The following is a 25,370-nucleotide window of genomic DNA, read 5'->3' on the forward strand; positions in this document are numbered from 1 at the left end:
TAGTTTCATTGTGAAACTAGCTTTTTTGCTTTGTAGAGGTTTTTAAGATGTTTATTGTCTTAAGTTTTTGTGATTGTGTTTTCTTTTGTAGTGGGTTTGTTTAAGATGGTCTTTGTCTTGGGATATAATGCTTATTGTACCGTCTATTTCTAGCATAGCGAGCTTTACATCGGAAAAGTGTAAAATCCCATGTTCGCGCATGGCTTCTTTTAATTCGTCGTTAGAGATGTCTAATTTGCTTAAGGCACCAAAATCTAAATTTCCATGATGGATCAAAATCTGTGGTTTGTCCAATAGTAAATCGTTTATTATTTTGTATTTGTGGGTCAGTTTTTTGATGGCAAAGTTGATAACGAATAAAACTAAAGCGGCAATTAGACCTCCTAAAAGACTGGTGTCTGGCCCGACCATAGCGTTTTGAACGGAATTGCTAATCAATAAGATTAAAATAATGTCAGCCGTATTGAGTTGGGAAAGTTCCTTTTTTCCAAAGAGGCGCAAGGCAATGGTCATGAAAAAATAGACTGCTGCGCTTCGTACGATGATATCCAGATAGGGGAATAACGTCATTATTTTATGGTTTAGATTAAAAAAAAACTTTGCCAAAGCTTATAACATTGACAAAGTTGATAAATTAGTGAGTAGACAGTAAATCTAAATGAACAGCTATGATGGAATTAAGGTCTTATAATTTGAAATTCTTTTCGATGGCTTTGATCATTTCTCCAGCCACGTCCTTATTGGTTGCGCCTTCGATTCCTTCTAAACCTGGAGAAGAATTAACCTCTAGTAATAATGGGCCTTTTGAAGATCGAATAATGTCAACACCCGCCACTTTTAAGTCCATTGCTTTGGCTGCTTTGATGGCAATTTTTTTCTCCTCAGCAGTTACTTTGATAACTGAAGCAGTTCCTCCAAGGTGGATGTTGGCTCTAAATTCGCCTGGCATGGCTTCTCGTTGAATGGCCGCCACTACTTTTCCATCAATTACAAAACAACGAATGTCTTTTCCGTTGGCTTCTTTGATGAACTCTTGAACGAGTATGTTGGCATTTAAGCTTTTGAAGGCGTTGATTACGCTTTCTGCGGCTTTTTTGGTTTCGGCTAATACAACTCCTTTTCCTTGGGTTCCTTCTAATAGTTTAACGATTAAAGGAGAGCCTCCAACCATTTTAATTAAATTGTCTGTATCTAATGGGGAATTGGCAAAACCGGTTGTTGGAATGTCAATACCGCTATTTAAAAGCAATTGTAAGGAGTATAGTTTATCGCGTGATTGTGTAATGGCTGTTGCTGAATTTAAGCAAAAGACTTTTAAGGCTTCAAATTGACGTGTTAAGGCACAGCCGTAAAAAGTGATACTTGGTCGGATTCTAGGAATAATAGCGTCAAATTGATTCAGTATTTTTCCACCGCGATAATGAATTTCGGGTGTCTTGGCATCCAATTTCATATAACATTCCTTGATGTTTAAAAAATGCATTTCGTGACCACGCATTTCACCAGCTTCCATGATTCTTTTGTTACTGTACAATTCAGGATTACTCGCTAAAAGACCTATTCTTAGTCCAGAGCTTGCTTTTTCAGAGTTTTGGTATAAGTCTTTTAAGGCCTCTGGTGTAGGTTGTCCTAATAGGTATTTTTCTTCCGGGTCTACTAGTACACGACCGCTCATGGCCTCACGGCCTAAAAGCATACGGAATCCCATGGAGTCACGGTTGGTTAAAGTCATTTCTATAGGCCATTTGGCATCGCCAATTTTAATGTGGGTTTGAATCACATAGCGGTGTTCTCTGAAGCCACTTGAGCTTTTTACAATTCTTTTATCAACCAACGGCGCTTCACAATGAATGATGGTTTTGATATTGTTTTGAATTGGATTGATATCAAATTTCACCCAATTGGTATCATTTTTTATGAAAGGCGCTATGTTTATAGCGTGCATGGCAGAAGTTTTAGCACCTGAATCTACACGAGCCTTTATGGTTGGGATTCCAAGTTCTGGAAATGAGCACCATTCTTCGCTACCTAAAATGACTTTGTTTTGAAGCATACGTTGTATTTATTATAGAATTGATTAGTCAAAAATAACTATTTGCTTTTAATAAATAAGGGATTTGACTTAAAGAATAAACCCGTTATGTTATAAAAACGTAACGGGCTTGTTATTGGTGTTATAAAGTGAAATTATTTTATGGATTTGTAGGTTCTTCGGCTTGGTGTATTTCTACAGAAAGTTCTTGAGAATCGTCTTTTATGTCCATTAAAATCTCATCACCTGAATGAATTTTTGAAGTGATAATTTCTTCAGCTAAAAGATCTTCAACGTATTTTTGAATTGCTCTTTTTAGTGGTCTTGCACCAAATTGTCTATCAAAACCTTTGTCGGCAATAAAGGCTTTTGCTTTGTCAGTTAGACTTAGTTTGTATCCTAGTTCGGCTACACGTAAGTATAATTTTTTAAGCTCGATTTCGATAATTAAATCAATATCGTGTTTCTCTAGAGCATTGAATACAATAACATCGTCAATTCTGTTTAAGAACTCAGGAGCAAAAGTTTTCTTCAAAGCATTTTCGATGATGCTTTTTGAATTATCATCGGCTTGGGCCACTTTTGCAGCAGTTCCAAATCCGACTCCTTGTCCGAAGTCTTTTAACTGTCTAGCTCCAACATTAGAGGTCATGATGATGATGGTGTTTCTAAAGTCGATTTTTCGACCTAAGCTATCTGTTAAGTAACCGTCATCAAGAACTTGAAGCATCATATTGAATACATCTGGATGTGCTTTTTCGATTTCATCTAAAAGGACAACGCAATATGGTTTTCTACGAACCTTTTCCGTTAATTGACCCCCTTCTTCGTATCCTACATATCCTGGAGGCGCTCCTACTAAACGTGAGATGGCGAATTTCTCCATGTATTCACTCATGTCGATACGTACCAAAGCGTCTTCAGAGTCAAATAACTCTTTGGCTAAAACTTTGGCTAATTGTGTTTTTCCAACTCCAGTTTGACCTAAGAAGATAAACGAACCAATAGGTTTGTTAGGGTCTTTTAGACCAGCTCTGTTACGTTGAATAGAACGGGCAATTTTTAATACCGCTTCGTTTTGACCAATTACTTTGTTCTGGATTAGCTCCGGTAATTTGGCTAGCTTGTTACTTTCTGTTTGGGCAATTCTGTTTACAGGTATTCCAGTCATCATCGAAACAACGTCAGCGACATTGTCTTCAGTGACTTCGATTCTATTGTTTTTAGAGTCTTCTTCCCATTGTTCTTGGGCAACAGCTAGATCTTTTTCAATGCGTTTTTCGTCATCGCGAAGTTTAGCAGCCTCTTCGTATTTTTGTTTTTTAACGACCAAGTTTTTCATTTCACGCACTTCTTCTAACTGACGTTCTAGGTCTAAGATTTGCTTAGGAACGTCAATATTGGTGATGTGTACGCGAGAACCTGCTTCGTCAAGAGCATCAATAGCTTTGTCTGGTAAAAAACGCTCTGACATATAACGATTGGTTAACTTAACACAGGCTTCAATAGCTTCTTGTGTGTAGGTTACGTTATGGTGGTCTTCGTATTTGTCTTTTACATTATTTAAGATGGCAATGGTTTCTTCAACAGAGGTTGGTTCTACGATTACTTTTTGAAAACGTCTCTCTAAGGCACCATCTTTCTCAATGTACTGACGATATTCGTCAAGAGTGGTAGCTCCAATACATTGGATTTCACCTCTTGCTAAGGCCGGTTTAAACATATTAGATGCGTCCAGTGAGCCTGTAGCGCCGCCAGCACCTACGATAGTGTGAATCTCATCGATGAAAAGGATGATGTCATCATTTTTTTCAAGTTCGTTCATCACCGCCTTCATTCTTTCTTCAAACTGACCGCGGTATTTTGTTCCAGCGACTAAACTCGCTAGGTCAAGAGTAACCACACGTTTGTGAAAAAGAATACGAGATACTTTTTTCTGAATGATTCGTAGCGCTAGTCCTTCTGCAATAGCAGATTTACCAACTCCAGGTTCTCCAATAAGAAGTGGGTTGTTCTTTTTTCTACGGCTAAGAATTTGTGAGACACGTTCGATTTCTTTCTCACGGCCCACTACTGGATCTAGTTTTCCTTCTTCAGCCATTTCTGTTAAATCTCTCCCAAAATTATCGAGTACTGGGGTTTTTGATTTTTTGTTTGACTTATTGGCTGGATTATTAAAACTACTTTCTTTAAGACTGTCATCTTGTCCTGAATCGTCATTATACGATTCGTTTCTTGGCAAGTTTTCTAAGAATTCTTCTTCGCTTGGAGTCATATTTAAATATTGTTCTTTAGCTATATCGTAATCTATTTTTAGTTTATTCAATAGCTTGGTTGTTGGATCGTTTTCGTTTCGTAAGATACACAATAGCAAGTGCGCCGTACTAATGGACGAGCTTTGAAATACTTTTGCCTCAAGAAAGGTGGTCTTCAGTGCCCTCTCTGCTTGACGAGTAAGGTGAAGATTTTTCTTCTCGGCATTGATTTCAATGCTTTGGTTAGCTGGACTCAGTATTTCTACTTTCCTGCGTAAATGATCTAAATCGACTGCAAGGTTATTAAGTATATGAATAGCTTTTCCGTTACCATCTCTTAAAATGCCTAGCATTAGATGCTCAGTACCAATAAAGTCGTGACCCAAACGTAGGGCTTCCTCTTTACTGTAGGTAATAACATCTTTTACTCTTGGTGAAAAATTATCATCCATAATATATAATTGGTATTGTAAATTTAGTGAATTAGTGATTGAAAAACAAAAACCATACCCTTCAGAATCTCCTGACAGCTAAGAGACAAAAAAAATAACTATAAAAGAGTTAAAAAACGCTTAATTTATTAACTAAAGTCCGTAATAAAGTTGTTAATAAATCATTGAAATAAGTGTGTGAATATAGTTATAAAAATATCAAAAAAACGTATCTTGGCACGCTTTGAAACTAATATAATTATTTAATATAACAACTTATGTCTGAAGGAGAAAAGTTAATTCCTATTAACATAGAAGATGAAATGAAATCAGCTTACATCGATTATTCGATGTCAGTAATCGTATCGAGAGCACTTCCTGATGTTAGAGATGGCTTGAAACCAGTTCATCGAAGAGTTCTTTACGGAATGTATGACTTAGGAGTTTTTTCAAATAAAGCTCATAAAAAATCGGCTAGAATCGTAGGAGAGGTTCTAGGAAAGTATCACCCACACGGAGATACCTCTGTTTATGATGCGATGGTTCGTATGGCTCAGGAATGGAGTATGCGTTATTTATTAGTGGATGGTCAAGGTAACTTTGGTTCTGTTGATGGGGATAGCCCGGCAGCAATGCGTTATACTGAGGCTAGAATGCGCAAAATCTCGGAAGACATTATGGCGGATATCGAAAAAGAAACAGTTGATTTTCAACTGAATTTTGACGATACGTTATATGAACCGAAAGTAATGCCTACTAGAGTTCCTACTTTATTAGTCAATGGAGCAACAGGTATTGCAGTGGGTATGGCAACCAATATGCCACCACATAACTTAACAGAAGTGATCAATGGTACCCTAGCGTACTTGGATAATAACGATATTGAGATAGACGAATTAATGACGCATATTAAGGCGCCGGATTTTCCAACCGGTGGTACAATATATGGGTATGAAGGAGTTCGCGAAGCATTTAAAACCGGTAGAGGACGTATTGTAATGCGTGCCAAAGTTGGTTTTGAAGAAGTAGACGGAAGAGAATGTATTATCGTTACTGAGATCCCGTATCAGGTAAATAAAGCGGATATGATCAAGCGTACTGCTGATTTGGTAAACGATAAAAAAATAGAGGGTATTGCCAATATTCGTGACGAATCGGATAGAAATGGTATGCGTATCGTTTATATTTTGAAGCGTGATGCAACACCAAACGTAGTATTAAATACGTTATATAAATTTACGCAACTGCAATCTTCATTTAGTGTCAATAATATTGCACTGGTAAAAGGGCGTCCTCAAATGTTGAATCTAAAAGATATGATTCATTATTTTATTGAGCACCGTCATGATGTAGTGGTTCGTAGAACGCGTTTTGAATTGCGTAAGGCTGAAGAGAGAGCACATATTTTAGAAGGTTTAATCATTGCTTCTGACAATATTGATGAAGTAATTGCGTTAATCAGAGGGTCAAAGAATACAGAAGAAGCTCGTGAGAAATTAATCGAAAGATTTAAATTGTCAGACATTCAAGCTCGTGCGATTGTAGAGATGCGTTTGCGTCAGTTAACAGGTCTGGAGCAAGACAAGTTAAGAGCGGAGTACGAAGAGTTGATGAAATTGATCGAACATTTGAAAGCTTTATTAGAGGATGTTAATTTAAGAACAAATTTAATTAAAGAAGAGCTTGAGGAAATACGTGAAAAATACGGAGATGCTCGTCGTTCGATAATTGAGTATTCAGGAGGAGATGTAAGTATTGAAGATTTAATTGCAGATGAGAATGTGGTGATTACCATTTCGCATGCAGGTTATATCAAACGTACTAATCTTACCGAGTATAAAACACAAAATAGAGGAGGAGTTGGACAAAAAAGTGCAGGAACAAGAGATCAGGATTTCCTTGAGCATATGTTCGTAGCGACCAACCACCAATATATGATGTTCTTTACACAAAAAGGAAAATGTTTCTGGATGCGTGTGTATGAAATTCCAGAAGGAAGTAAAACCGCGAAAGGTAGAGCGATACAAAACTTGGTTAATATAGAAAGTGACGATAAGGTTAAAGCCTTCATTTGTACACAAGACTTAAAAGACAAAGAGTATATCAATAGCCATAACTTGGTCATGGTAACTAAAAAAGGTCAGGTGAAGAAAACGTCCCTAGAGAAGTATTCTAAACCTAGAGTAAATGGAGTTGCTGCTATTACTATTAAAGAAGGTGATGAGTTGTTAGAAGCTAAATTAACCAATGGAGAGAGTCAGATTATTTTGGCTGTTAAATCGGGTAAATTAGTTCGATTTGAAGAAACTAAAACCCGTCCAATGGGAAGAACTGCTTCAGGAGTACGTGGAATTACATTGAAAGACGATACTGATGAAGTAATTGGTATGGTTACTGTAAATGATATGAGTAGCGAGATTCTTGTTGTGGCTGAGAATGGTTACGGTAAACGTTCAAGCCTTGATGAATATAGAATTACCAATAGAGGAGGTAAAGGTGTTAAAACGCTTAATATCACAGAAAAAACAGGTAAGTTAATTTCTATAAACGCGGTTACAGATGCTGATGATTTAATGATCATTAATAAATCTGGTTTAACGATCCGAATGGCAGTAGAAGATTTAAGAGTTATGGGACGCGCGACGCAAGGAGTGAAGTTGATTAACATTAAAGGAAAAGATTCTATTGCAGCGGTTACCAAAGTAATGAAAGACGATGTTGCAGAAGTGGAACTTGACGAAGATGGTAATGTGATCGAAGGGGATGCTATTGAAAGAGTGAAACCTGTTTTAGAAGTTCTTGAAGACGAAGGTGGAGAGGAAGATGAGGATGAAGACGAGTCGGAAGAGGAGTTAGAAGACGAAGATGATGCGGAAGACGAAGAGTCTGAAGAATAAGAAAATTTAACCATTGATAATAAAACTAAATCACAAATTGAATATTATGAAAAGTAAATATGTAATACTTGCGTCAGCTTTAATGATTTCGGTAGCTACTTTTGCTCAAAAAGATCAAATCAAAAGTGCTGAAAAGGCGTTAAAAGGCGGAGATGCTCAGGGAGCTATTGCCCTTTTAAAAGATGCTGAGAACTTAATAGTAAATGCTAAAGACGTTGAACAAGCACAATATTATTTTATAAAAGGTAATGCTTATCTAGATTTGGCAAATAAAAAAGTAGAGGAAAGTAAAAACTTAACTCTTGCTGCTGATACGTACAAAAAATTAATAGAGGTTGAAAAAACATCTGGAAAATTAAAGTATTCTACTCAGGCTGCTGCTTCAATCACAGAGATTAAAGGAAAATTAATTAATTCGGCTATTGCAGATACGCAAGCTAGCAAACATGCAGAGGGTGCAAAAAAATTGTACGATGCTTATTTGTTGGATAAAAATGATACAATCAATTTGTACTATGCTGCTTCTACAGCTGCAAATTCACAAGATTACGATCTAGCTTTACCAATGTATGAAGAATTGAAAAAAATCAATTTCTCAGGAAAAGGGACTAGTTATACTGCTGTGAATAAGATCTCAAGTAATGAGGATGTTTTCAACAATGCTAAAGAAAGAGATTTAGCGGTAAAATTGGGAACTCATGAAAAACCAAAAACTGAAGCAATTCCTTCTAAAAGAGGAGAGGTATACAAAAATTTAGCTTTAATTTTAGTTCAAAAAGGACGTACGGAAGATGCTAAAAAAGCGATCGCTGATGCAAGAAAAACAAATCCAGAGGATAGTTCTTTATTGTTAACGGAAGCTAATTTATACTTGGAGACAAAAGACTTCGATATGTATAAGAAATTAGTGGGAGAGGCTTTGCAAAAAGAACCGAACAATGCTGATTTAGTTTTTAACTTAGGGGTACTTAGTGCTAATGCTAAGAATAATGCAGATGCTGAGAAGTATTACTTGAAAGCGATTGAAATCAATCCAAAGTATACAAATGCTTACCTTAACTTGGCTGCATTAAAATTAGAAGCGGAAAGACCAATCATTGATGAAATGAATAAATTAGGTACTTCTGCTAAAGATATGAAGCGTTACGATGTATTAAAAGCACAAAGAGAAAACGTTTTTAGAGGAGTGATTCCTTACCTTAAAAAAGCAAATGAATTGGATCCTAAGAACGAAGATGTTTCTAAAACATTATTAGGTGTTTACAAAGCGTTAGAAATGACTGCTGAAGCAAAAGCTTTAAAAGCGACTATGTAATTCTAAATGCATTATTATAATAAAAAAGCCATTCACAAGTGAATGGCTTTTTTTGGTCTTAAAAGTGCCTTATTACGTAATTAACGATGCTGTTAAGGTGATAGTCGTGTTTAATAGTTTACTGATGGGACAAATTTCTTTTGCTTTTGTCGCTGTTTTGATAAATTCTTCTTCAGATATAGAGGGAACTTTTCCTTTTAAGTCCAGATGAATCAAAGTGATGGAGCCGTCCTCAAAGCTTACGGTAGCTTCTGTGGTTAAATCATCGGCTACAAATCCTCCCTCGTTAAGTAAAAAGCTTAATTGCATCGTAAAACAGCCTGAATGAGCTGCAGCTATTAGTTCTTCAGGATTGGTACCTACACCATCGGCAAATCTTGTTTTAAAGGATAGCTGAGCATGGTCTAATGTGGTGCTTTGTGTGCTGATAGTACCTTTTCCTTCCATACCGGTTCCTTTCCAGTTGGCATTCGCTTTTCTAGTAAATTTCATCTTGATAACGATTAGAATTAATAATTAAAGTGATTAATGTATTGATTTTTGTTGAAAACAGATATCCAAATATAAACAATAAAAGGCAATCTAGTTGGCTTAATTGGTTAGTGGTTAGGGAGATTCAAAAAAAAAGGTGTAATGAAAATATTCATTACACCTTAAAGTGAATTGTATGTCGCTAAATCTTATTCTTGATTTAGGTTGCGTAATTGTTTTAATTTTTCTTTCCAAACTTCTAGACTTTCTTTGTGAAGTGCAATATTTTTGCGAACTTCAAGAACGATTGAGTTTTCTTTTTTTGCATTTTTTGTGTTGGCGAAAAATTGAATATTATTCTCTAATTGAAAAATTTCATGTTTTACCTCTTCGATCTTACGCATTAAGAAAATCTTTTCGTTGTCTAATTTTCGCGTATCATTGCTATCGGATAAAGAGTCAATTCTATTGGAGAAACGCATCATTTCAGAATCTTTTTTACTCAAGCTTAATTTTTCAAAAAGCGCATCTAAAATTTTATTGAATTTTCCTTCAATGTGTCTTCTAGAGAAAGGTACTTTACCAAATCCTTTCCAGGTTTCGATATGTAATTTTATAGCATCTAGATCCGTTTTGTGATCACCAGTAAGTTGGTAAGCTCTCAAGATATCTAAGTAGGATTTTTTGTTGTCAAAAGCGGCTACTTCGTCAACGTTTTCTTCCGATTTATGCTCTTTTAATTTGTCGAAATAATGATTACAAGCATCTTTGAACTCTTTCCAGATTTTATCGGAATATTTTTTAGGAACATGCCCAATTTGTTTCCACTCTTCCTGAATTTGTTTCATTACAGGAGTAGTAGCGCCAAAGTCAGTACTTTCTTGTAATTCTTTAGCTTTGGCAACAAGCGCCATTTTTTTATTTAAGTTGTCGTTTTGATCTTTTTTAATGTCTTTGTAAAAAGAATTTTTAAAAGAATTAAAATTTCTAACGGCAGTTTTAAAGGCAGCCCATGTTTCTTCATTTACTTCTGTAGGTACTTTTCCAGCAGCGAAAAACTCATTTCTAAGCGTTTCTACTTTTTGTATCTGCACCAGCCATTGTGAATGAGAGTTTACTTTTTCAGTACCTAAAACCGCAATTTTGGCAATGATCTCTTTTTTGGCCTCTAGATTGTTTTGTTCGTTCGCTCTTTGACTTTCGAATAAAAGTTCTCTTTTATCGTGAATTTTTTTAGTCAATTCGCTAAACTTATTCCAGATGGTATCACGGTGTTCCTTAGAAACAGGCCCGATATCTTCTTTCCATATTCTGTGTAAGTCTTGTAATTCACGGAATGATTTGCTGATATCTGCTTCGTTTACCAATTCCTCGACACGCGCAATGATTTTCTGCTTTTGTTCTAAATTGTATTTAAAATCTAGATCTCTAGCTTCGCGGTCTAAATGCAGGTAATCGTAGAAGTTTTCTACATGAAAATGGTAATTGTTCCAAACGTGATTGTATTTATCTTTTGGAATGGCCCCAGCATTTTTCCATCTTTCTCTTAAATCATTAAAATGCTTAAGAGTGTCTTTGATGTTTTCTTGTGGGTTTATAAGTTCTTTTAGTTCCTCTACTATAGCTAGTCGATTTTCTAAATTCGATTTTAAATTGGTTTGTAAATGCTTAAAATGAGCATTTCTTTTTTCTCTAAAAACATTATAATATTCATCAAATTTAGATTTTAATGGAGAATGGTATTCAAATTCTTCATTTGGATCTTGATTAGAAGCATTAAATTCTTCTTTTTTCTCCTCTATAAGATGATTGTATTGTAGTAAAAATGATTTTTTAATCTCTTCAATATGATCTTTTACAGACATAGCTTTGTCTGTATTGACTAATTTTTTTAATTCATCAACAAGAGCATCCAATGAAAAAGTGTCATAATCCTGCATAGGGATATCGTGACGCTCTTTTAATGTTTCATCTTCACTTTCTGCAGCATTCGAATCGGTTATCGCATCTAGCGCAGTTTGGTGAGTGGGCTCAGTAGCTTCAGTGGTGTTTTCTGACTCACTTTCACTAGCTGAAGCGACCTCTTCAATAGCTGGTTCTGAACTTGAAGTTTCAATTGCATCATCTTGTATAGAATCACTTAAATCGATTCCTAATTTTCCGTCTGCTTCTTGCAGGTTATCATTCTTTTCTTCTAACATTTTAAATGTATAAGGTTTTTATTTTAAGAGAGCGAAAGATAGTAAAGGAGTTTCTAAATACAAAATAAATCACTTGTTTATACCGTATTTCCCGATGAAATTCTTATTTAATGTGGGGTTTTAGAAATATGATGGCTGCTTTTTTGTGGATTTTTTAAAGTAAATTTAAATTTGGAAAGCATAATGTTTTAAGAAAAACGTTTATAAAATTGCATTTTAATCAAAAGAGATTTGATTTTTTCGAAATAAGAAAGAAATTCGTAGCTAATGGAGTCGATTTTTTTTCAGGGAAGGGCGGTAGTAGAAAAATTTCACAGGGTTGAGAAAAAATACGAAATCTATAAGAGCACCTAAAAGGAATGGTTGATTGTCTTACAAATGTTTTTCAAGGAGGGAAAATGAAAAGAGTAAAGTAATCTCAAATGAGTAGTTTAGATTCACTAAATTACTCATTTGAGGTTTTATTGGGTTGTAGTATTTTATTTATTCCATATTTTCCAAGCTTTCTCCGCTTGAAAAATAAGCATGTCGTAGCCATTTTTTATGGTTGCACCGTTTGCTTTGGCATTTTTTAAAAATTGTGTTTCTTCAGGATTGTAGATCAGATCGTATGCAATATGTTTGTCTGTAAAGAAAGCATACGGAAGCTCTGGACAAGCCTCGATATTTGGACTTGTACCCACTGGGGTACAGTTGATAATAATCTGGTAATTATCAAAAGTGGTCGCGTTGATTAAACTGTAATCGATAATGTTCTCTTTGGCTTCTCTAGAAACAAAAGTATAGGCAATATCTAGTTCGTCAAGAGCGAAAGCAACTCCTTTTGAAGCTCCACCAGTCCCTAGGATAAGGGCCTTTTTGTGATGAGGCTTCAATAATGGTTTTAGCGATTTTTTAAAGCCATAATAATCTGTGTTGTACCCTTTTAGTTTACCTTTTTTGGTAAATTTAATGGTATTGACAGCTCCAATTAAGCTTGCTTTTTTAGAAAGTTTATCTAAAAAGGGAATGACTTGTTCTTTGTAAGGAATGGTAACATTTAGACCTTTTAAGTCGGGATTGTTTTTAACCAATTCGGTGAAATAATTAATTTCAGAGATGTCAAAGTTTTCATAGCTGTTGCCTACAAAAACTTCATCACTAAATTTTTCGGTAAAATATCCTTTCGAGAAAGAGTAACTAATATTACGTCCTAATAAGCCAAAACGTCTTTTTAAAATATCAATCATTGTTGTTTTTATGTTTTGTAATATAATTTTGTACCATTTTTTTTGTCCAAACTACTGGAAATAAATCTTCTATTAAGATGTAATTGTCAAAGTTTAAACGCAAGGCATTGCTTAAATGAAATTTTGCTTTTGTATTGTCTTGAATCATGAAATAGAGTCCAGCCAATCGGTATTCCACTTCGTTTTCTTCAGGGAAGTATTCTGTGGCTTGTAACAAGGTTTGAATGGCACTTTCGAATTCGCCTAAAAATTGAAGGATATCTACCCAAAACAACCAAGTGTCTAAAGCGAAATCACCAAATTCAACAGCTTTTCTATAGCCAAATTCGGCTTCTTCAAAAAAGTTCATTTGTTTGTTTATCGTAGCGTAGCGTTTCCAGTACAAGCGATTTTGATTGTCGATGGCTAGGGCTTTGTTGACGAAAAACAAGGCTTTTTGAAAGTTTTTTTGACGAACATAAAAGTCCGTTATGGCAATCCAACCTTTGTCTAAAAGTGGATCTTCATGAACTGTTTGATTGTAATATTGTAAGGCCTTAATCGAGTTGCCTAGTTTTTCATAACATTTTCCAATACGCAATAAAGCATAGGAAGTCGCATCGTCTAACTCGATGGTGCGGTTATAGCTTTCAATGGCTTCGGTGTATTTTTTAAGACGCTCATTTGCTTTTGCTTTTTCCATGAACGCGCCTAAAAATTCATCATCGATTAGGGTCGCATAGTCAAAAGCACGAATGGCGCTTTCGTATTCTTTAACTCCATAATGTAGTCGTCCTAGCTGATGCCAAGCGATTTCGCTATAAGGGTTTTTATTGATATAATTGTTTAAATACAGTATGGCTTCTTGGTTTTGATCTAAAAATTCAAAACAATATACCACATTGTACAAGGCAGATTGATCTTCTAAATCTTCTTCAAGACATTTGATGAAGTTCTCTTTTGCCAGCTCGAGGTTATCCATAAACAGATATTCCATTCCGATTAAGTTGTATACGTCAGCATAATCGTCTGTATATTGCAAAGCAATTTTAAGTAATTCTACTGCTTTTTCGTGTTGGTCTCTCTTAGAGCAGATATTGGCTTTTTGGATGTAAATTTCCTCGTTGTTAGGTTCGATTGCATATAACTCGTTTAAAAGCTTTTCAGCGATTTCAAGTTTGTCGTCGTACACCAACATTTCTACTTGTACTAATTTTAAGCCTGTAGATTTAGGGTGTTGATCTAATGCAAGTTTTAAGGCCTTTTTTGCTAAATTAGCCTTACCTATGTCTAAGTAGTGAAGAATAATTTCTTCAAATTCTTCAGAATCAAAAAAGAGTACTTTGTTGGTTTTCAACATGGACTCAAATTTGGATAGGGATAGGTTATAATCTTCTTCTTCGTTGCTTAATTGCATACTGTGTTTATTTGAAATTAGCCTGTTATAAAATTAGGCAACCATATTCTTGTTGAGTGGGAAGAGAATTAATTGTTTTGAACAATTTAATTAACAATATGGACAGCATTTACGCGCTGTTTTAAGTTGTAATCTTTTGATATTGAAAAGATTAATTGGGTTTGTGTTCTGTTGTTTTGGCGAACTGGGCTTTTGAACCCAATGACGCACCGCATTGTTTTGTTATTGAGTAAATAAAAACGAAAGTAGATCGGTGAAATTAGCCTCTCTTTATATGTTTTGTTTTCTTTTCATTATTTCATCCATAACCGTTAAAATTATGGTACAACCTTCTTTTATTTCTTCTTCGGAAATAGTCAAGGGAGGTGTTATTCGTATGGCGCATCCTTCAAAGAGCAACCAGAATAAAATGAGCCCTTTTTCCTGGCAGTTTAGAATGACTTCATTGGTTATCTCAGCTGTCTGGGTCATTGCGGCAAGCATTAATCCTTTTCCTCTAACTTCCTTTATCAAAGGGTGTACCAAAAGTGATCTGAAAAGTTTTTCTTTGTCTAATGCTTCCTGCATTAAATTAGTCTCAGTTATTTCTTGCAAGGTTGCCAGACATGCTGACGCAATGACAGGGTGACCTCCAAAAGTGGTAATATGACCTAATTTTGGATTTTCGGTTAATAGATCCATTTTTTCAGCGGCAGCAGTAAAAGCACCAACGGGCATTCCACCACCCATACCTTTTCCCATGACTACGATATCGGGTACGACATCATAGTTTTGAAAACCAAAAAGTTTTCCCGTTCTACCAAAGCCAGGTTGGATTTCATCGACGATCATCAGAGCGCCCACTTCGTCACAACGTTTGCGCACTTTTTGAAGAAAATTATCCTCTGGTTCAATAAATCCAGCGCCACCTTGAATGGTCTCTAAAAGAATGGCTGCCGTTCGGGTGGTTATTTTTTCTAGATCCGCTACATTGTTAAAGGTAATGAAATCGACATCAGGAAGCAAGGGACGAAAGGCGCGTTTGCGTTCTTCAAAACCCATGACACTCATGGATCCCATGGTATTGCCATGATAGGCATTGTGGCACGATATAAGCTGGCTTCGACCTGTTGTTCTTCTGGCCAATTTAAGTGCTCCTTCGATGGCTTCGGTACCTGAATTAACTAAATAGGTTTTATTTAAAGATTCCGGTAGCAGTGAAGCTAGTAATTTGCAATATTGTACGGCTGGACTTTGTGAATATTCACCATAAACCATCACGTGAGAGTATTTGTCTAATTGGTCTTTTATGGCTTGGTTGACTCTGGGATGTTGATGTCCAAGAGTACAAGCGGAAACACCCGCTACAAAATCCAAATAGGCTTTGTTGCTAGTATCGTAAATATAAGAGCCAATGGCATGTGAAACTTCCATTCCTAGAGGATAGGGGGAGGTTTGTGCTTGATATTTTATAAAATCGGGATTCATTTTTTTGTATTTAGAAAGGGCTAAGCTTTTTTAAGATCCAGTGTTTTTAAGTGTAGCATTTTCGCCTTATAAAGCTCAAAAGCGGTCGTTATAACTAAAACTACTTTTTGGTCTTTGAGCTTGCTGTAGGTGTAGTGGCTTTTGCAGCCGGTTTCTTTTTGTCGTAATTCAAGGTCTCTTTTCGAACTTTCATCGGTACATTCTCTTTGGCTTCTTCGTCTTTACCCTCTTGAATTAATTTGTCGTTCATCTCATTATCTTCAGCAGAAAAAATATCGTCTTTAGATTTTATTCTTTCATCGCCACGCCAGACAAAACCTCGTAGTTTACGCGCGTTCTCTGGTAAGTCTACTTCAGGGTAAATATCACCGTCTACCTTATTGAAGAAGGTAATGGTTTCTACGGCATTATTCTCTAAAATTAAATTGATTTTACTGCTGACATTTTTGTTAATTCCGATAAGTTCATGAGCATCGTTACGCATGAAGTAAATCACTTCGGTATTTTTGATTACGTCGACATCGTGTAATTTTCCATTTAGGAATTTCCCATATAAATTGAGTCCTTTTACTTGATTGTAGCCCGTGCCGAGCGTGTCCCGCGAGACCAGAAAGGTGTTGTTGAGTACTTTTAACGAGTCTAGTTTTTTGGTGTGATTATCGCCAATTAAATGCATCACATCGCCTGTGATTTGGTTATCGCCGTTCCATAAAATAGGATGTCCAATTAATTTGGTCAAGGCTGTTTTTGAATTGGAATGTATGGAATCACATTTTCCACTCATGTCTATTTTGAAAAAACGAACATTATTGTAGGCTCTTAGGATTCTTTCTCCTTCTTTACCGGTAACCATTAGTTTTTTTCCGTGAATATAAACAGAGTCTTTCTCTACTAAGTTAATGGCTACTGCTCTTTTAGTGACAAACATCGAATCTTTTAGTTTGTAAATCTCAGCATAATGGCCCTTTACGATGCCGCGATTAATTGAATCCGTAATTTTAACATTGCGGGTGGCGGAGGCAAATTCATTATTTCGATTGTAGAATAAACTATCGCCTTCAATGAGACGGTCATCGTATTTTATATACGATTTCCTCAGGAAATGGGCTAGGTTTTTCTTGGTGTCATAAAATCCTTTCTCGGTATAAATATAATTGGACTTACTGGTAATTGTAGAAGGGCCTAGTAAATAGGTATGTCCTGAATTGCTGTAATAATCCAAATGATTGGATTTGATCACATATTTAGGATTGGTAATGGTAACCTGGGTTAAAAATTGAAATTTTTTCTCGGCTACATAATAACGCCCCGAGTTGCTTACCAAGGTATTGTCTTTGTTGACAATAGTTCCTTTAGTATTGTAAAAAACCTGTTGAATGTTACGGTCAAAATTAATGGTGTCCGTTTGTAAAGTAGCATCAGGGGAAGTCATAACGGGATTTCCAGTGGCAAAAGCTTTTTTTAGATTTCCATTGTATTCGGCATATTTACTATTGAGAAATAAGGTATCTCCTTGTACTAATTGCACATCACCAAAGGCTTTTAGGTAGTTTTCTTTTTGAAAGAAGTAGGCTTTGTTACACGTTAGAACGACACCATCATGATTTACTTTTACGTTTCCGGTTAGTAAAATCGCATCAGGCATTAATGCTTGGTTGACCTCAGAGTAATCCGCATTTTCAACAATGATTTTTTTTGGTGCTTGCGCAAGAATATTTTGAACACCTATTAGGAGTAAACAATACGTGATGAAAAAGAGTGATTTCTTCAATGGATTAATTTTTTGTCAAATTTATGAAAAAGGTTAGAACCTTTAAGGATATTAGGATTAATTTATAATTCAAAATAAATAGTTCAAATTGAAACGGGCTATAGGGTTTAAGTTATCAACAATTAGGGAAGCTCTTACGTTGTAGTGGGGTTTTTTAGGGGGGGCACTAAAACAAAAAGAAGATGGTTTCTTTTTGGTGTTTAAAATTTAGACTATTTTTAGTAGATAGTTTCTGAAGTATTGATCTAGTTTTCAAATTCAGGAAAGAATTAGTTCCCACATTAATTATGATAAATAAGAGAGTTTTTGTTGCTACTATGGTAGCAACAGCGTTGTTTTCAGGATGCAAAACAAAAGATTTGAAAATGAGTACAGTAAAAGAAGAGGGTGCTAAAGATAAGAAAATTGTCGTTTATCAGGTTTTCACCCGTTTGTTTGGAAACAAAAACACTACGAATAAACCTTGGGGAACCATTGAGGAAAATGGGGTCGGGAAATTCAATGATTTTAGTCCTAAAGCACTGGAGGAGATTAAGGCTTTAGGGGTGACTTATGTTTGGTATACTGGAGTTCCACATCATGCTTTGGTTCGAGATTACACTGCTATTGGTATCTCCAATGATGATCCTGAGGTGGTAAAGGGGCGTGCAGGCTCGCCTTATGCTGTAAAGGACTATTATAATGTAAATCCAGATTTAGCCGTGAATCCGGCCAACAGGTTGCAAGAGTTTGAGGCTTTGATTGCCCGAACACATCAAGCAGGATTAAAAGTGCTTATTGATATAGTACCGAATCATCTGGCGCGAAAATATGAGGGGAAAACCAATCCTGAAGGGGTTGTTGATTTTGGTGCTAATGATGATGTAAATTTGGAATACCGTAGAGATAATAACTTTTATTATATTCCTAAAGCCCATTTTGAGATTCCAACTGAAGCGATACCTTTAAATGGAGAGCGCCACAGTCTTGTGGATGGTTTATTTGATGAGAACCCTGCAAAATGGACAGGGAATGGGTCTCGAAAAGCCAAACCAGATCAAAATGATTGGTACGAAACGGTGAAGGTAAATTATGGTATTGGTCCTGATGGTTCCAAAGATTTTGCAGAACTTCCAGCGGGTTTTGATCAAAAATCATATGGAGAACATTTTGCCTTTTGGCAAGACAAGCAGGTGCCGGATTCTTGGAAAAAGTTCAAGTCGATCGCTTTGTATTGGACGGCAAAGGGAGTGGATGGCTTTCGTTTTGATATGGCCGAGATGGTGCCTTATGAATTTTGGAGTTATATGAACTCCGCGATCAAGATGAAAAATCCAAAAGCCTTTTTATTGGCTGAAGTATACAATCCTAAAGAATACCGAAATTATATCCGCTTAGGTAAAATGGATTATTTGTATGATAAGGTGGAAACCTATGATAAACTGAAAGATATTATTAGAGGAAAATCATCGCCAGATGGATTGTCAGATATTCAAAAGAGCCTATCCGATATTGAGCACCATATGCTTCACTTTTTAGATAATCATGATGAGCAACGTTTAGCGAGCCCTGAATTTGCTGGAACGCCAGAGCGGGGAAAACCTTTGATGGTGTTTTCAACGACCATTAGTTCATCGCCAACCATGGTGTATTTTGGACAAGAAGTGGGTGAGGCGGCGAATGAAAATGCGGGTTTTGGAACACGTTCAAGAACATCTATTTTTGACTATGTTGGTGTTCCGAATCACCAACGATGGATGAATGATGGGAAATTTGATGGAGGAAAACTAACAGCAGCAGAAGCAAGTTTGCGTGATTTTTATAAGCGATTATTGAATTTCTCTATTAATAGTGAGGCTTTAATGGGAAGTTTTCAGGATATTCAAGAGGTAAACCGTCAAGAGAATTCGGCTTATGATAAAGAGGTTTATTCCTATGTACGCTGGTCTGCTGGTCAAAAACTGATCATTGTGGTGAATTTCTCATCTGAAAAAACGAGCGAATTTGAATTAAAAATTCCAGCGGATCTTATTTTGAAATGGCAGTTGAAAGAAGGAGAGTATAGTTTGGCGGATCAGCTGTATCAGAAGAGCCAGGTTCAATTAAAGATATATAACGGCGTTGGAGTAGCTAGAATTAAAATAGCTCCCTCAGAGTCTTTTATTTACGAATTGCAATAGAGTTAGATGGAGCTGATAATGTTTCATTCGATACGAATGGAGCTGACAATGGAGTATAAAAAAAGCTGATTGAAAAATCAGCTTTTTTTGTGTGTTATACTTTTTTGACTTTCTTTAAAGCCGCTATATAATATTCATTTACTTTTTCCCAATTGATGATTTGATAAAAGGCATCGATATAACTTCCTTTTCTGTTTTGGTAATCTAAATAATAAGCATGCTCCCAAAGATCAATTCCTAAAATTGGCGTTCCGGGAATAGGGGCGTTTTTCATTAAGGGATTGTCTTGGTTTTCGGTAGTGGTAATTTGTAGTTTACCATAACGGTCCACCACTAGCCAAACCCAACCCGAACCAAACTGTTTTGCTGCTTGACCTTTGAATTGAGAGGTTAAATTCTCAAAAGAGCCAAACTCTTTGTTGATCGAGCTTGCTAAAGTATCTTTTGGCGTTTGTTCTTGCGGTGTTAAAATATTAAAATACAAAGTGTGATTGTAATAGCCACCTGCATCTTGACGCAGTTTAGTATTGGTTAGATCTAATTTTTTTAAGATGTCTTCAATAGGCAGATTTTCATACTCTGTATTTAGTATTTCTTTATTTAGATTATTAGTATGTGTTAAATAATGTTTAGAATAATGCGATTCTAACGTTAGTGTTCGTATCGCTGGGGCTAAAGCATTGTATGAAAAAGGCAGTTTAGTGAGTTCAAAAGAACCGGGATCTGCTTTTACATCATTGGGAGAGCCTATAACCACTTTTTCGTCTTTAGTAGGTAAGGGTACTTCTACAACTTCAGTTAACTTGTTATCATTACATGAAAATAATAGAAATAATGAAGGCAAAATACTATAAAGAGCAATGTTTTTCTTCATAATCAAGATTATTTTTTAGTGAGTGAATTGATGATTTCAATATAGCTTTCTTTGGCTTCCTCTTTGGAGATGTGGCTAATTTGTATCCATGCATTTGTTTTAAAAGCATTTCGTAAATCAAAATGTTCGGATTGATTGTATACTGCTGTGCCAAAAGTAGCCTGTTTGTAATAGGCGTACAGTCTTAACTGCACGTCTTGCGGCAATGAGGCTTGAGTCATTTGTGAAGCAGTTTCTACGGCCTCTAAAAAGCGGGTATCTAAATCTTTTTTGGTCATTTAAGCTTTTGTAGCAATAATGGTTTTTCCGCCGATTGCTTTTTGGTTGAGTACTACGTTAATTGGAGTACCTAAAGGTAAGAATAAATCGACTCTTGAACCAAATTTAATAAAACCAGCATCAGTACCTTGAATAACTTGCATTCCTTCTTGAGCGTAGTTTACGATTCGACGAGCTAGTGCACCAGCAATTTGTCTGTATAATATCTGTCCAAAAGTGTCATTTTCGATAACCACAGTTGTTCTTTCGTTTTCTTCACTTGCTTTTGGGTGCCAAGCAACTAAAAACTTACCTGGGTGGTATTTACTGAATTTGATAATACCGTCCATAGCGTAACGCGTAACATGCACATTGATTGGAGACATAAAGATAGAAACTTGCAGACGTTTGTCTTTGAAGAATTCACCTTCATAAACTTCTTCAATTACCACTACTTTTCCATCAACAGGTGCAAGGATGTGATCACTGTTTCTAATTGCTATTCTTTTAGGGTTTCTAAAAAATTGCAAAATAATAATCAAAACCAATAAGCCTGCCAGTTGAACTAGCATTTTTAGCCAATTGATATCAATAAATTTTTCAGCTAATAAAAGTACGGCAACTGTAAATACAGTACCTAATAAAATGGATGGGCCTCCTTCTTTATGAAACATAATATAAAATTTGATAAAATAAAAATATAATTGGTGCTACAAAGATAACACTATCTAGTCGATCTAAAACACCTCCGTGTCCTGGCATAATGGCTCCACTGTCTTTTACTCCAGCGATTCGTTTGAACTTCGATTCAATCAAATCTCCAATGGTGCCAAAAATGCTTACAATTAAAGCAATGATCGTCCATATTAAGATCGATTTATCGCTAAAGTCAGGATTAGGTTTAATGTATAATTTTGAAATTAAAAAGCCCGCAAAAGCGGCAAAAACAACACCACCTAGAAAACCTTCTATTGTTTTTTTAGGAGATATGCGTTCGAATAATTTGCGCTTGCCTATCGATTTACCTACTAGGTACGCAAATGTATCATTAGTCCATATCAAAACGAATAATCCGATGATGATCTTAGGATTGTAATCTTTAATCCCGAAAGAAATTTTAGTGATAAAAATAAAAGGCAATAGGATATAGCCTAATAGATAGCTGTATTTAGAAACTTTGCTTATGGTTTGGGAATCATCAAAAAGAAAAACAAGGCACTTTACCGATACGATCAAGGCAATGACAAGCAATACGGTATAGAGTTGATCTGTATCAATTGTAATTTGGATGTCTTCTTTTAGGTATTTATTGATGTAATTCTCGGTTTCGGCTCTATAAAAGCTGATTAAGGCAATAATAGAATAAAAGGTTGATACAAATAAAATCGAGAAGACTTTAGGGATATTGACTAGATTACAGAACTCGTAGGTCGCAATAATTAGAAAAATGCCAAAAAGGATAATAAAGCTTTCGGTCGAAAACAAAATTGAAGTAAGTAGTAAAGCGATATAAACAGCACCAGAAATGGTTCTCTTGAGTGTTTCATTCATCTTAAAGATCTTCTAAGAGCAATAAATAAAGGTTTTTAGCAACACTTCCGTATTGTGTAAAATCTTCTTCTTTAGCTTTTTCGAAATATTTTATAGTGGTGATATTGGTAGGGTAGTCCTTTTCGTATTTGCGTTTAATAGCACTTAAGCCATCGCTTTTAATCATGAGAATTTGACTAGTAGTCGCAATGATCACAATGTTAGCAGGTAATTCGTTAGGTTTGTTCTGTTTGATTTGCTTAGATGAGAAAAGGATAGAACCTTCATCAGCAATCAGATTTTCACAGCTAGCCAATAAGAATTTTGGTTTTACTGTTGTACCGTAAACTAATTTGTTTTCTTCTAGTAAATGAAAGAGCCCTGGCTCATAACATAAGACTTCGCTTTCGAACCAATCGTTTTCTTCTAGAATGTTTTCAAATTGTTCAGCTACTTCTTGTTTGTTCTCACAATACAAAAATTTACCGCCATTTTTCTTGAAATTAAAAATGAACCTTTCGTCGATAGACAAATGACTATCTGCAGTATGGTTTGCTCCATACTCACTTTCATTTTCTTCGTCGGAAGCGGCATCGCTGGAACCAAATATTTTTTTGAAAAAATTCATTATATATGAAATAGTTTACATGTTAATTGAAAACGTTCAAAGATAAAAAAATCTTAATTCAAAAGGCTATTTTGAATTAAGATTTTAAAAAACATTAAATATTTCGTTAAATTTTAGGAAACCACTTCTTCTAAATTTTTATCAAAAGTACGTTTTCCGAAAATTGTTTCTAAGTCATCTTTAAAAATAACTTCTTTTTCGATTAAAATATCGGCAAGTTGATTTAGCTTGTCTTTGTTTTCTTCTAAAATTTGAATCGCTCTTTTGTATTGACCTTCAATTAATTCTGAAATTTCACGATCAATAACTTTCGCTGTTTCATCAGAATAAGGTTTTGAAAAGTTGTATTCACTTTGTCCGCTTGAATCGTAATAGGTAACATTTCCGATTTTATCATTCAAACCATAAATCGTTACCATAGCACGAGCTTGACGCGTTACTTTTTCTAAATCGCTTAAAGCCCCTGTAGAAATTCGGTCAAAAGTTACTTTTTCAGCCGCTCTTCCGCCCATAGTTGCACACATTTCGTCTAACATTTGATCTGTTCTTACGATTTGTCGCTCTTCTGGTAAGTACCAAGCCGCTCCTAAACTTTGTCCACGAGGAACAATAGTTACTTTAATAAGAGGCGCAGCATGCTCTAACATCCAGCTTACTGTTGCGTGACCTGCTTCGTGAATGGCGATTGCTCTTTTCTCCTCTGGAGTGATAATTTTATTTTTCTTTTCTAAACCTCCAATGATTCTGTCCACAGCATCAAGGAAATCTTGTTTGTCTACAGCCGTTTTGTTGTGACGTGCAGCAATTAAAGCAGCTTCATTACAAACGTTGGCAATATCAGCACCAGAGAAACCTGGTGTTTGTTTGGCTAAGAAATCTAAATCAAGACCTTCGACCTTTTTAATAGGAGCTAAGTGTACTTGAAAGATTTCAGCTCTTTCGCGAATATCTGGTAAGTCAACAAATATTTGTCTGTCAAAACGACCAGCACGCATTAGGGCTTTATCTAAAACATCCGCTCTGTTGGTTGCAGCCAAAACAATTACGTTTGAGTTGGTACCAAAACCATCCATTTCAGTTAATAATTGGTTCAAGGTATTTTCTCTCTCATCATTACCACCTGACATATTGCTTTTTCCTCTAGCTCTACCTACAGCATCAATTTCATCAATGAAAATGATAGCAGGAGATTTTTCTTTGGCTTGTTTAAACAAGTCACGTACACGGGAAGCACCAACTCCAACAAACATCTCCACAAAATCAGAACCTGATAAAGAGAAGAAGGGTACTTGAGCTTCACCAGCAACCGCTTTTGCTAATAAGGTTTTACCGGTTCCCGGAGGCCCTACAAGTAGAGCACCCTTAGGAATTTTACCTCCTAAGTTGGTGTATTTTTCAGGGTTTTTCAAGAATTCTACAATTTCTTGTATTTCTTCTTTAGCTCCCTCTAAACCGGCTACGTCTTTAAACGTAGTTTTGATGTCTGTTTTCTCATCAAAAAGTTTAGCTTTTGATTTTCCAATGTTAAAGATTTGTCCGCCACCGCCACCAGCACCACCAGACATTCTTCTCATAATAAAGATCCAAACACCAATAATGATGATAATTGGAAGTAAACTGATTAGGATATCGGTCCAGTTATTTTTTTGTAGAAAATTAAAATCTTTCAATTTGCCTTCGCCAACTGCTTTCTCTAATTTCGTTTGAAATATCTGGTCGTTACCAATTTCTAAAGTATAATGAGGACCTTTGTTAGGTCTGTCAAAAATATCTTTAGCTACTTTTTTATTGGCAGCATCTTTAAGAGCTGCTTGGGTTAGATATACTTCGGCTTCAGCTTTGTTGAATACAATAACTTTTTCAATCTGACCTTTTTCTAATAAATTATTGAATTTAGAAGAGGTAAGTTGAGCTGGTTCTTGTAAGCTTGATCCTCCTGTTGCAAAACTTATAAATAAAAAAACTAAAAGTATTGCGGTATAAATTAACCAGGGACTTATTTTAAATTTATTCGGATTTGGATTATTATCTTTAGCCATTAGAAGAAAATTTCTTTAGTATTTGTTTTCGATTGTCGTTATTTTGGCATCACCCCAAAGGCTTTCGATATTATAGTATTCACGGATGTGTTTTTGGAAAACGTGTACCACAATGTGCACATAGTCCATTAGAACCCATTCCGCGTTATCGGTTCCTTCTACATGCCAAGGTTTGTCTTTTAAATCTTTTGATACAACTTTTTGGATTGAGCCTACAATGGCATTAACTTGGGTGTTAGAGTTACCGTTGCAAATAACGAAATAGTCGCAAACTGCCGTGTCTATTTCTCTTAAGTCAAGAATACTAATATCATTTCCTTTTACTTCTTCAATTCCTTTGATTATGTTCGCCAATAGAACATCATTATTAATAGTCTTTTTCGCCATGAATTATTTTATATGATTTTGTAAAGTTAC

19 protein-coding genes are annotated in these 25,370 nt (G+C 35.6%); 3 read left to right on the forward strand and 16 right to left on the reverse strand.

From position 1 onward, the window contains the following. Positions 1–51: 51 nt before the first annotated feature. From AC51AA_RS00775 to AC51AA_RS00785, 3 genes are all read right to left on the reverse strand, one after another. On the reverse strand, positions 52–570 hold the full coding sequence (locus AC51AA_RS00775; RefSeq protein WP_500703838.1) for a DUF421 domain-containing protein: 519 nt from the start codon (positions 568–570) through the stop codon (positions 52–54). Between the two features lie 115 nt (positions 571–685). Next, complete coding sequence (rimK, locus tag AC51AA_RS00780; RefSeq protein WP_500703839.1) at positions 686–2,053, reverse strand: 30S ribosomal protein S6--L-glutamate ligase; 1,368 nt, start codon at positions 2,051–2,053, stop codon at positions 686–688. Positions 2,054–2,192: 139 nt separating this feature from the next. Next, complete coding sequence (locus AC51AA_RS00785) at positions 2,193–4,739, reverse strand: ATP-dependent Clp protease ATP-binding subunit (RefSeq protein WP_500703840.1); 2,547 nt, start codon at positions 4,737–4,739, stop codon at positions 2,193–2,195. Between the two features lie 257 nt (positions 4,740–4,996). Between AC51AA_RS00785 and gyrA the strand changes: the two genes are divergently transcribed. After that, positions 4,997–7,615, forward strand: a complete 2,619-nt coding sequence (gyrA, locus tag AC51AA_RS00790; protein WP_500703841.1) for a DNA gyrase subunit A — start codon at positions 4,997–4,999, stop codon at positions 7,613–7,615. Positions 7,616–7,661: 46 nt separating this feature from the next. Then, positions 7,662–8,930 carry a tetratricopeptide repeat protein gene (locus AC51AA_RS00795; RefSeq protein ID WP_500703842.1) on the forward strand — a complete coding sequence of 423 codons (1,269 nt, stop codon included), beginning with the start codon at positions 7,662–7,664 and terminating at the stop codon, positions 8,928–8,930. A 72-nt stretch (positions 8,931–9,002) separates the two neighbouring features. On the opposite strand, the gene AC51AA_RS00800 is transcribed toward AC51AA_RS00795, so the two are convergent. The 6 genes from AC51AA_RS00800 to AC51AA_RS00825 all read right to left on the reverse strand — a co-directional run bounded on the left by AC51AA_RS00800 (position 9,003) and on the right by AC51AA_RS00825 (position 17,465). Further along, entirely contained in the window at positions 9,003–9,422 is a 420-nt protein-coding gene (locus tag AC51AA_RS00800) for an OsmC family protein (protein ID WP_500703843.1), read from the reverse strand. 188 nt (positions 9,423–9,610) lie between these two features. Beyond that, positions 9,611–11,602, reverse strand: a complete 1,992-nt coding sequence (locus AC51AA_RS00805) for a DUF349 domain-containing protein (protein WP_500703844.1) — start codon at positions 11,600–11,602, stop codon at positions 9,611–9,613. Positions 11,603–12,081: 479 nt separating this feature from the next. Then, positions 12,082–12,831 carry a shikimate dehydrogenase family protein gene (locus AC51AA_RS00810; RefSeq protein ID WP_500703845.1) on the reverse strand — a complete coding sequence of 250 codons (750 nt, stop codon included), beginning with the start codon at positions 12,829–12,831 and terminating at the stop codon, positions 12,082–12,084. Next, entirely contained in the window at positions 12,824–14,227 is a 1,404-nt protein-coding gene (locus AC51AA_RS00815; protein ID WP_500703846.1) for a tetratricopeptide repeat protein, read from the reverse strand. The genes AC51AA_RS00810 and AC51AA_RS00815 overlap by 8 nt, the downstream gene beginning before the upstream one ends. A gap of 270 nt (positions 14,228–14,497) precedes the next feature. Then, positions 14,498–15,694 (reverse strand): aspartate aminotransferase family protein, encoded by a 1,197-nt coding sequence (locus AC51AA_RS00820; protein ID WP_500703847.1) that lies wholly within the window; start codon positions 15,692–15,694, stop codon positions 14,498–14,500. 100 nt (positions 15,695–15,794) lie between these two features. Beyond that, complete coding sequence (locus tag AC51AA_RS00825; RefSeq protein WP_500703848.1) at positions 15,795–17,465, reverse strand: OstA-like protein; 1,671 nt, start codon at positions 17,463–17,465, stop codon at positions 15,795–15,797. Positions 17,466–17,752: 287 nt separating this feature from the next. Between AC51AA_RS00825 and AC51AA_RS00830 the strand changes: the two genes are divergently transcribed. Next, the gene (locus AC51AA_RS00830) at positions 17,753–19,624 is read left to right on the forward strand and encodes an alpha-amylase family protein (protein ID WP_500703849.1); all 1,872 of its coding nucleotides are present in this window, start codon (positions 17,753–17,755) and stop codon (positions 19,622–19,624) included. 94 nt (positions 19,625–19,718) lie between these two features. Here the strand turns inward: AC51AA_RS00830 and AC51AA_RS00835 are convergent, their stop codons facing one another. The 7 genes from AC51AA_RS00835 to rsfS all read right to left on the reverse strand — a co-directional run bounded on the left by AC51AA_RS00835 (position 19,719) and on the right by rsfS (position 25,340). Beyond that, positions 19,719–20,498, reverse strand: a complete 780-nt coding sequence (locus tag AC51AA_RS00835; protein ID WP_500703850.1) for a superoxide dismutase — start codon at positions 20,496–20,498, stop codon at positions 19,719–19,721. Between the two features lie 8 nt (positions 20,499–20,506). After that, positions 20,507–20,776 (reverse strand): acyl-CoA-binding protein, encoded by a 270-nt coding sequence (locus tag AC51AA_RS00840; protein ID WP_500703851.1) that lies wholly within the window; start codon positions 20,774–20,776, stop codon positions 20,507–20,509. Further along, complete coding sequence (locus AC51AA_RS00845; protein WP_500703852.1) at positions 20,777–21,430, reverse strand: phosphatidylserine decarboxylase family protein; 654 nt, start codon at positions 21,428–21,430, stop codon at positions 20,777–20,779. Next, positions 21,420–22,307, reverse strand: a complete 888-nt coding sequence (locus tag AC51AA_RS00850) for a phosphatidate cytidylyltransferase (RefSeq protein WP_500703853.1) — start codon at positions 22,305–22,307, stop codon at positions 21,420–21,422. The genes AC51AA_RS00845 and AC51AA_RS00850 overlap by 11 nt, the downstream gene beginning before the upstream one ends. A gap of 1 nt (position 22,308) precedes the next feature. After that, positions 22,309–22,914, reverse strand: coding sequence for a lactate utilization protein B/C (locus tag AC51AA_RS00855; protein ID WP_500703854.1), 606 nt, complete (start codon positions 22,912–22,914; stop codon positions 22,309–22,311). A 113-nt stretch (positions 22,915–23,027) separates the two neighbouring features. Beyond that, positions 23,028–24,953, reverse strand: coding sequence for an ATP-dependent zinc metalloprotease FtsH (ftsH, locus tag AC51AA_RS00860; RefSeq protein WP_500703855.1), 1,926 nt, complete (start codon positions 24,951–24,953; stop codon positions 23,028–23,030). Positions 24,954–24,968: 15 nt separating this feature from the next. Beyond that, positions 24,969–25,340 carry a ribosome silencing factor gene (gene rsfS, locus AC51AA_RS00865; protein WP_500703856.1) on the reverse strand — a complete coding sequence of 124 codons (372 nt, stop codon included), beginning with the start codon at positions 25,338–25,340 and terminating at the stop codon, positions 24,969–24,971. Between the last annotated feature and the right edge of the window lie 30 nt (positions 25,341–25,370).

This window comes from Flavobacterium sp. OHVDL-2026-0007, assembly GCF_059882335.1.

Bases quoted from the DNA above. Each gene is read 5' to 3' on its own strand.
- AC51AA_RS00775 (WP_500703838.1), bottom strand. From the start codon at position 570: ATGACGTTATTCCCCTATCTGGATATCATCGTACGAAGCGCAGCAGTC.
- rimK (WP_500703839.1), bottom strand. From the start codon at position 2,053: ATGCTTCAAAACAAAGTCATTTTAGGTAGCGAAGAATGGTGCTCATTT.
- AC51AA_RS00785 (WP_500703840.1), bottom strand. From the start codon at position 4,739: ATGGATGATAATTTTTCACCAAGAGTAAAAGATGTTATTACCTACAGT.
- gyrA (WP_500703841.1), top strand. From the start codon at position 4,997: ATGTCTGAAGGAGAAAAGTTAATTCCTATTAACATAGAAGATGAAATG.
- AC51AA_RS00795 (WP_500703842.1), top strand. From the start codon at position 7,662: ATGAAAAGTAAATATGTAATACTTGCGTCAGCTTTAATGATTTCGGTA.
- AC51AA_RS00800 (WP_500703843.1), bottom strand. From the start codon at position 9,422: ATGAAATTTACTAGAAAAGCGAATGCCAACTGGAAAGGAACCGGTATG.
- AC51AA_RS00805 (WP_500703844.1), bottom strand. From the start codon at position 11,602: ATGTTAGAAGAAAAGAATGATAACCTGCAAGAAGCAGACGGAAAATTA.
- AC51AA_RS00810 (WP_500703845.1), bottom strand. From the start codon at position 12,831: ATGATTGATATTTTAAAAAGACGTTTTGGCTTATTAGGACGTAATATT.
- AC51AA_RS00815 (WP_500703846.1), bottom strand. From the start codon at position 14,227: ATGCAATTAAGCAACGAAGAAGAAGATTATAACCTATCCCTATCCAAA.
- AC51AA_RS00820 (WP_500703847.1), bottom strand. From the start codon at position 15,694: ATGAATCCCGATTTTATAAAATATCAAGCACAAACCTCCCCCTATCCT.
- AC51AA_RS00830 (WP_500703849.1), top strand. From the start codon at position 17,753: ATGATAAATAAGAGAGTTTTTGTTGCTACTATGGTAGCAACAGCGTTG.
- AC51AA_RS00835 (WP_500703850.1), bottom strand. From the start codon at position 20,498: ATGAAGAAAAACATTGCTCTTTATAGTATTTTGCCTTCATTATTTCTA.
- AC51AA_RS00840 (WP_500703851.1), bottom strand. From the start codon at position 20,776: ATGACCAAAAAAGATTTAGATACCCGCTTTTTAGAGGCCGTAGAAACT.
- AC51AA_RS00845 (WP_500703852.1), bottom strand. From the start codon at position 21,430: ATGTTTCATAAAGAAGGAGGCCCATCCATTTTATTAGGTACTGTATTT.
- AC51AA_RS00850 (WP_500703853.1), bottom strand. From the start codon at position 22,307: ATGAATGAAACACTCAAGAGAACCATTTCTGGTGCTGTTTATATCGCT.
- AC51AA_RS00855 (WP_500703854.1), bottom strand. From the start codon at position 22,914: ATGAATTTTTTCAAAAAAATATTTGGTTCCAGCGATGCCGCTTCCGAC.
- ftsH (WP_500703855.1), bottom strand. From the start codon at position 24,953: ATGGCTAAAGATAATAATCCAAATCCGAATAAATTTAAAATAAGTCCC.
- rsfS (WP_500703856.1), bottom strand. From the start codon at position 25,340: ATGGCGAAAAAGACTATTAATAATGATGTTCTATTGGCGAACATAATC.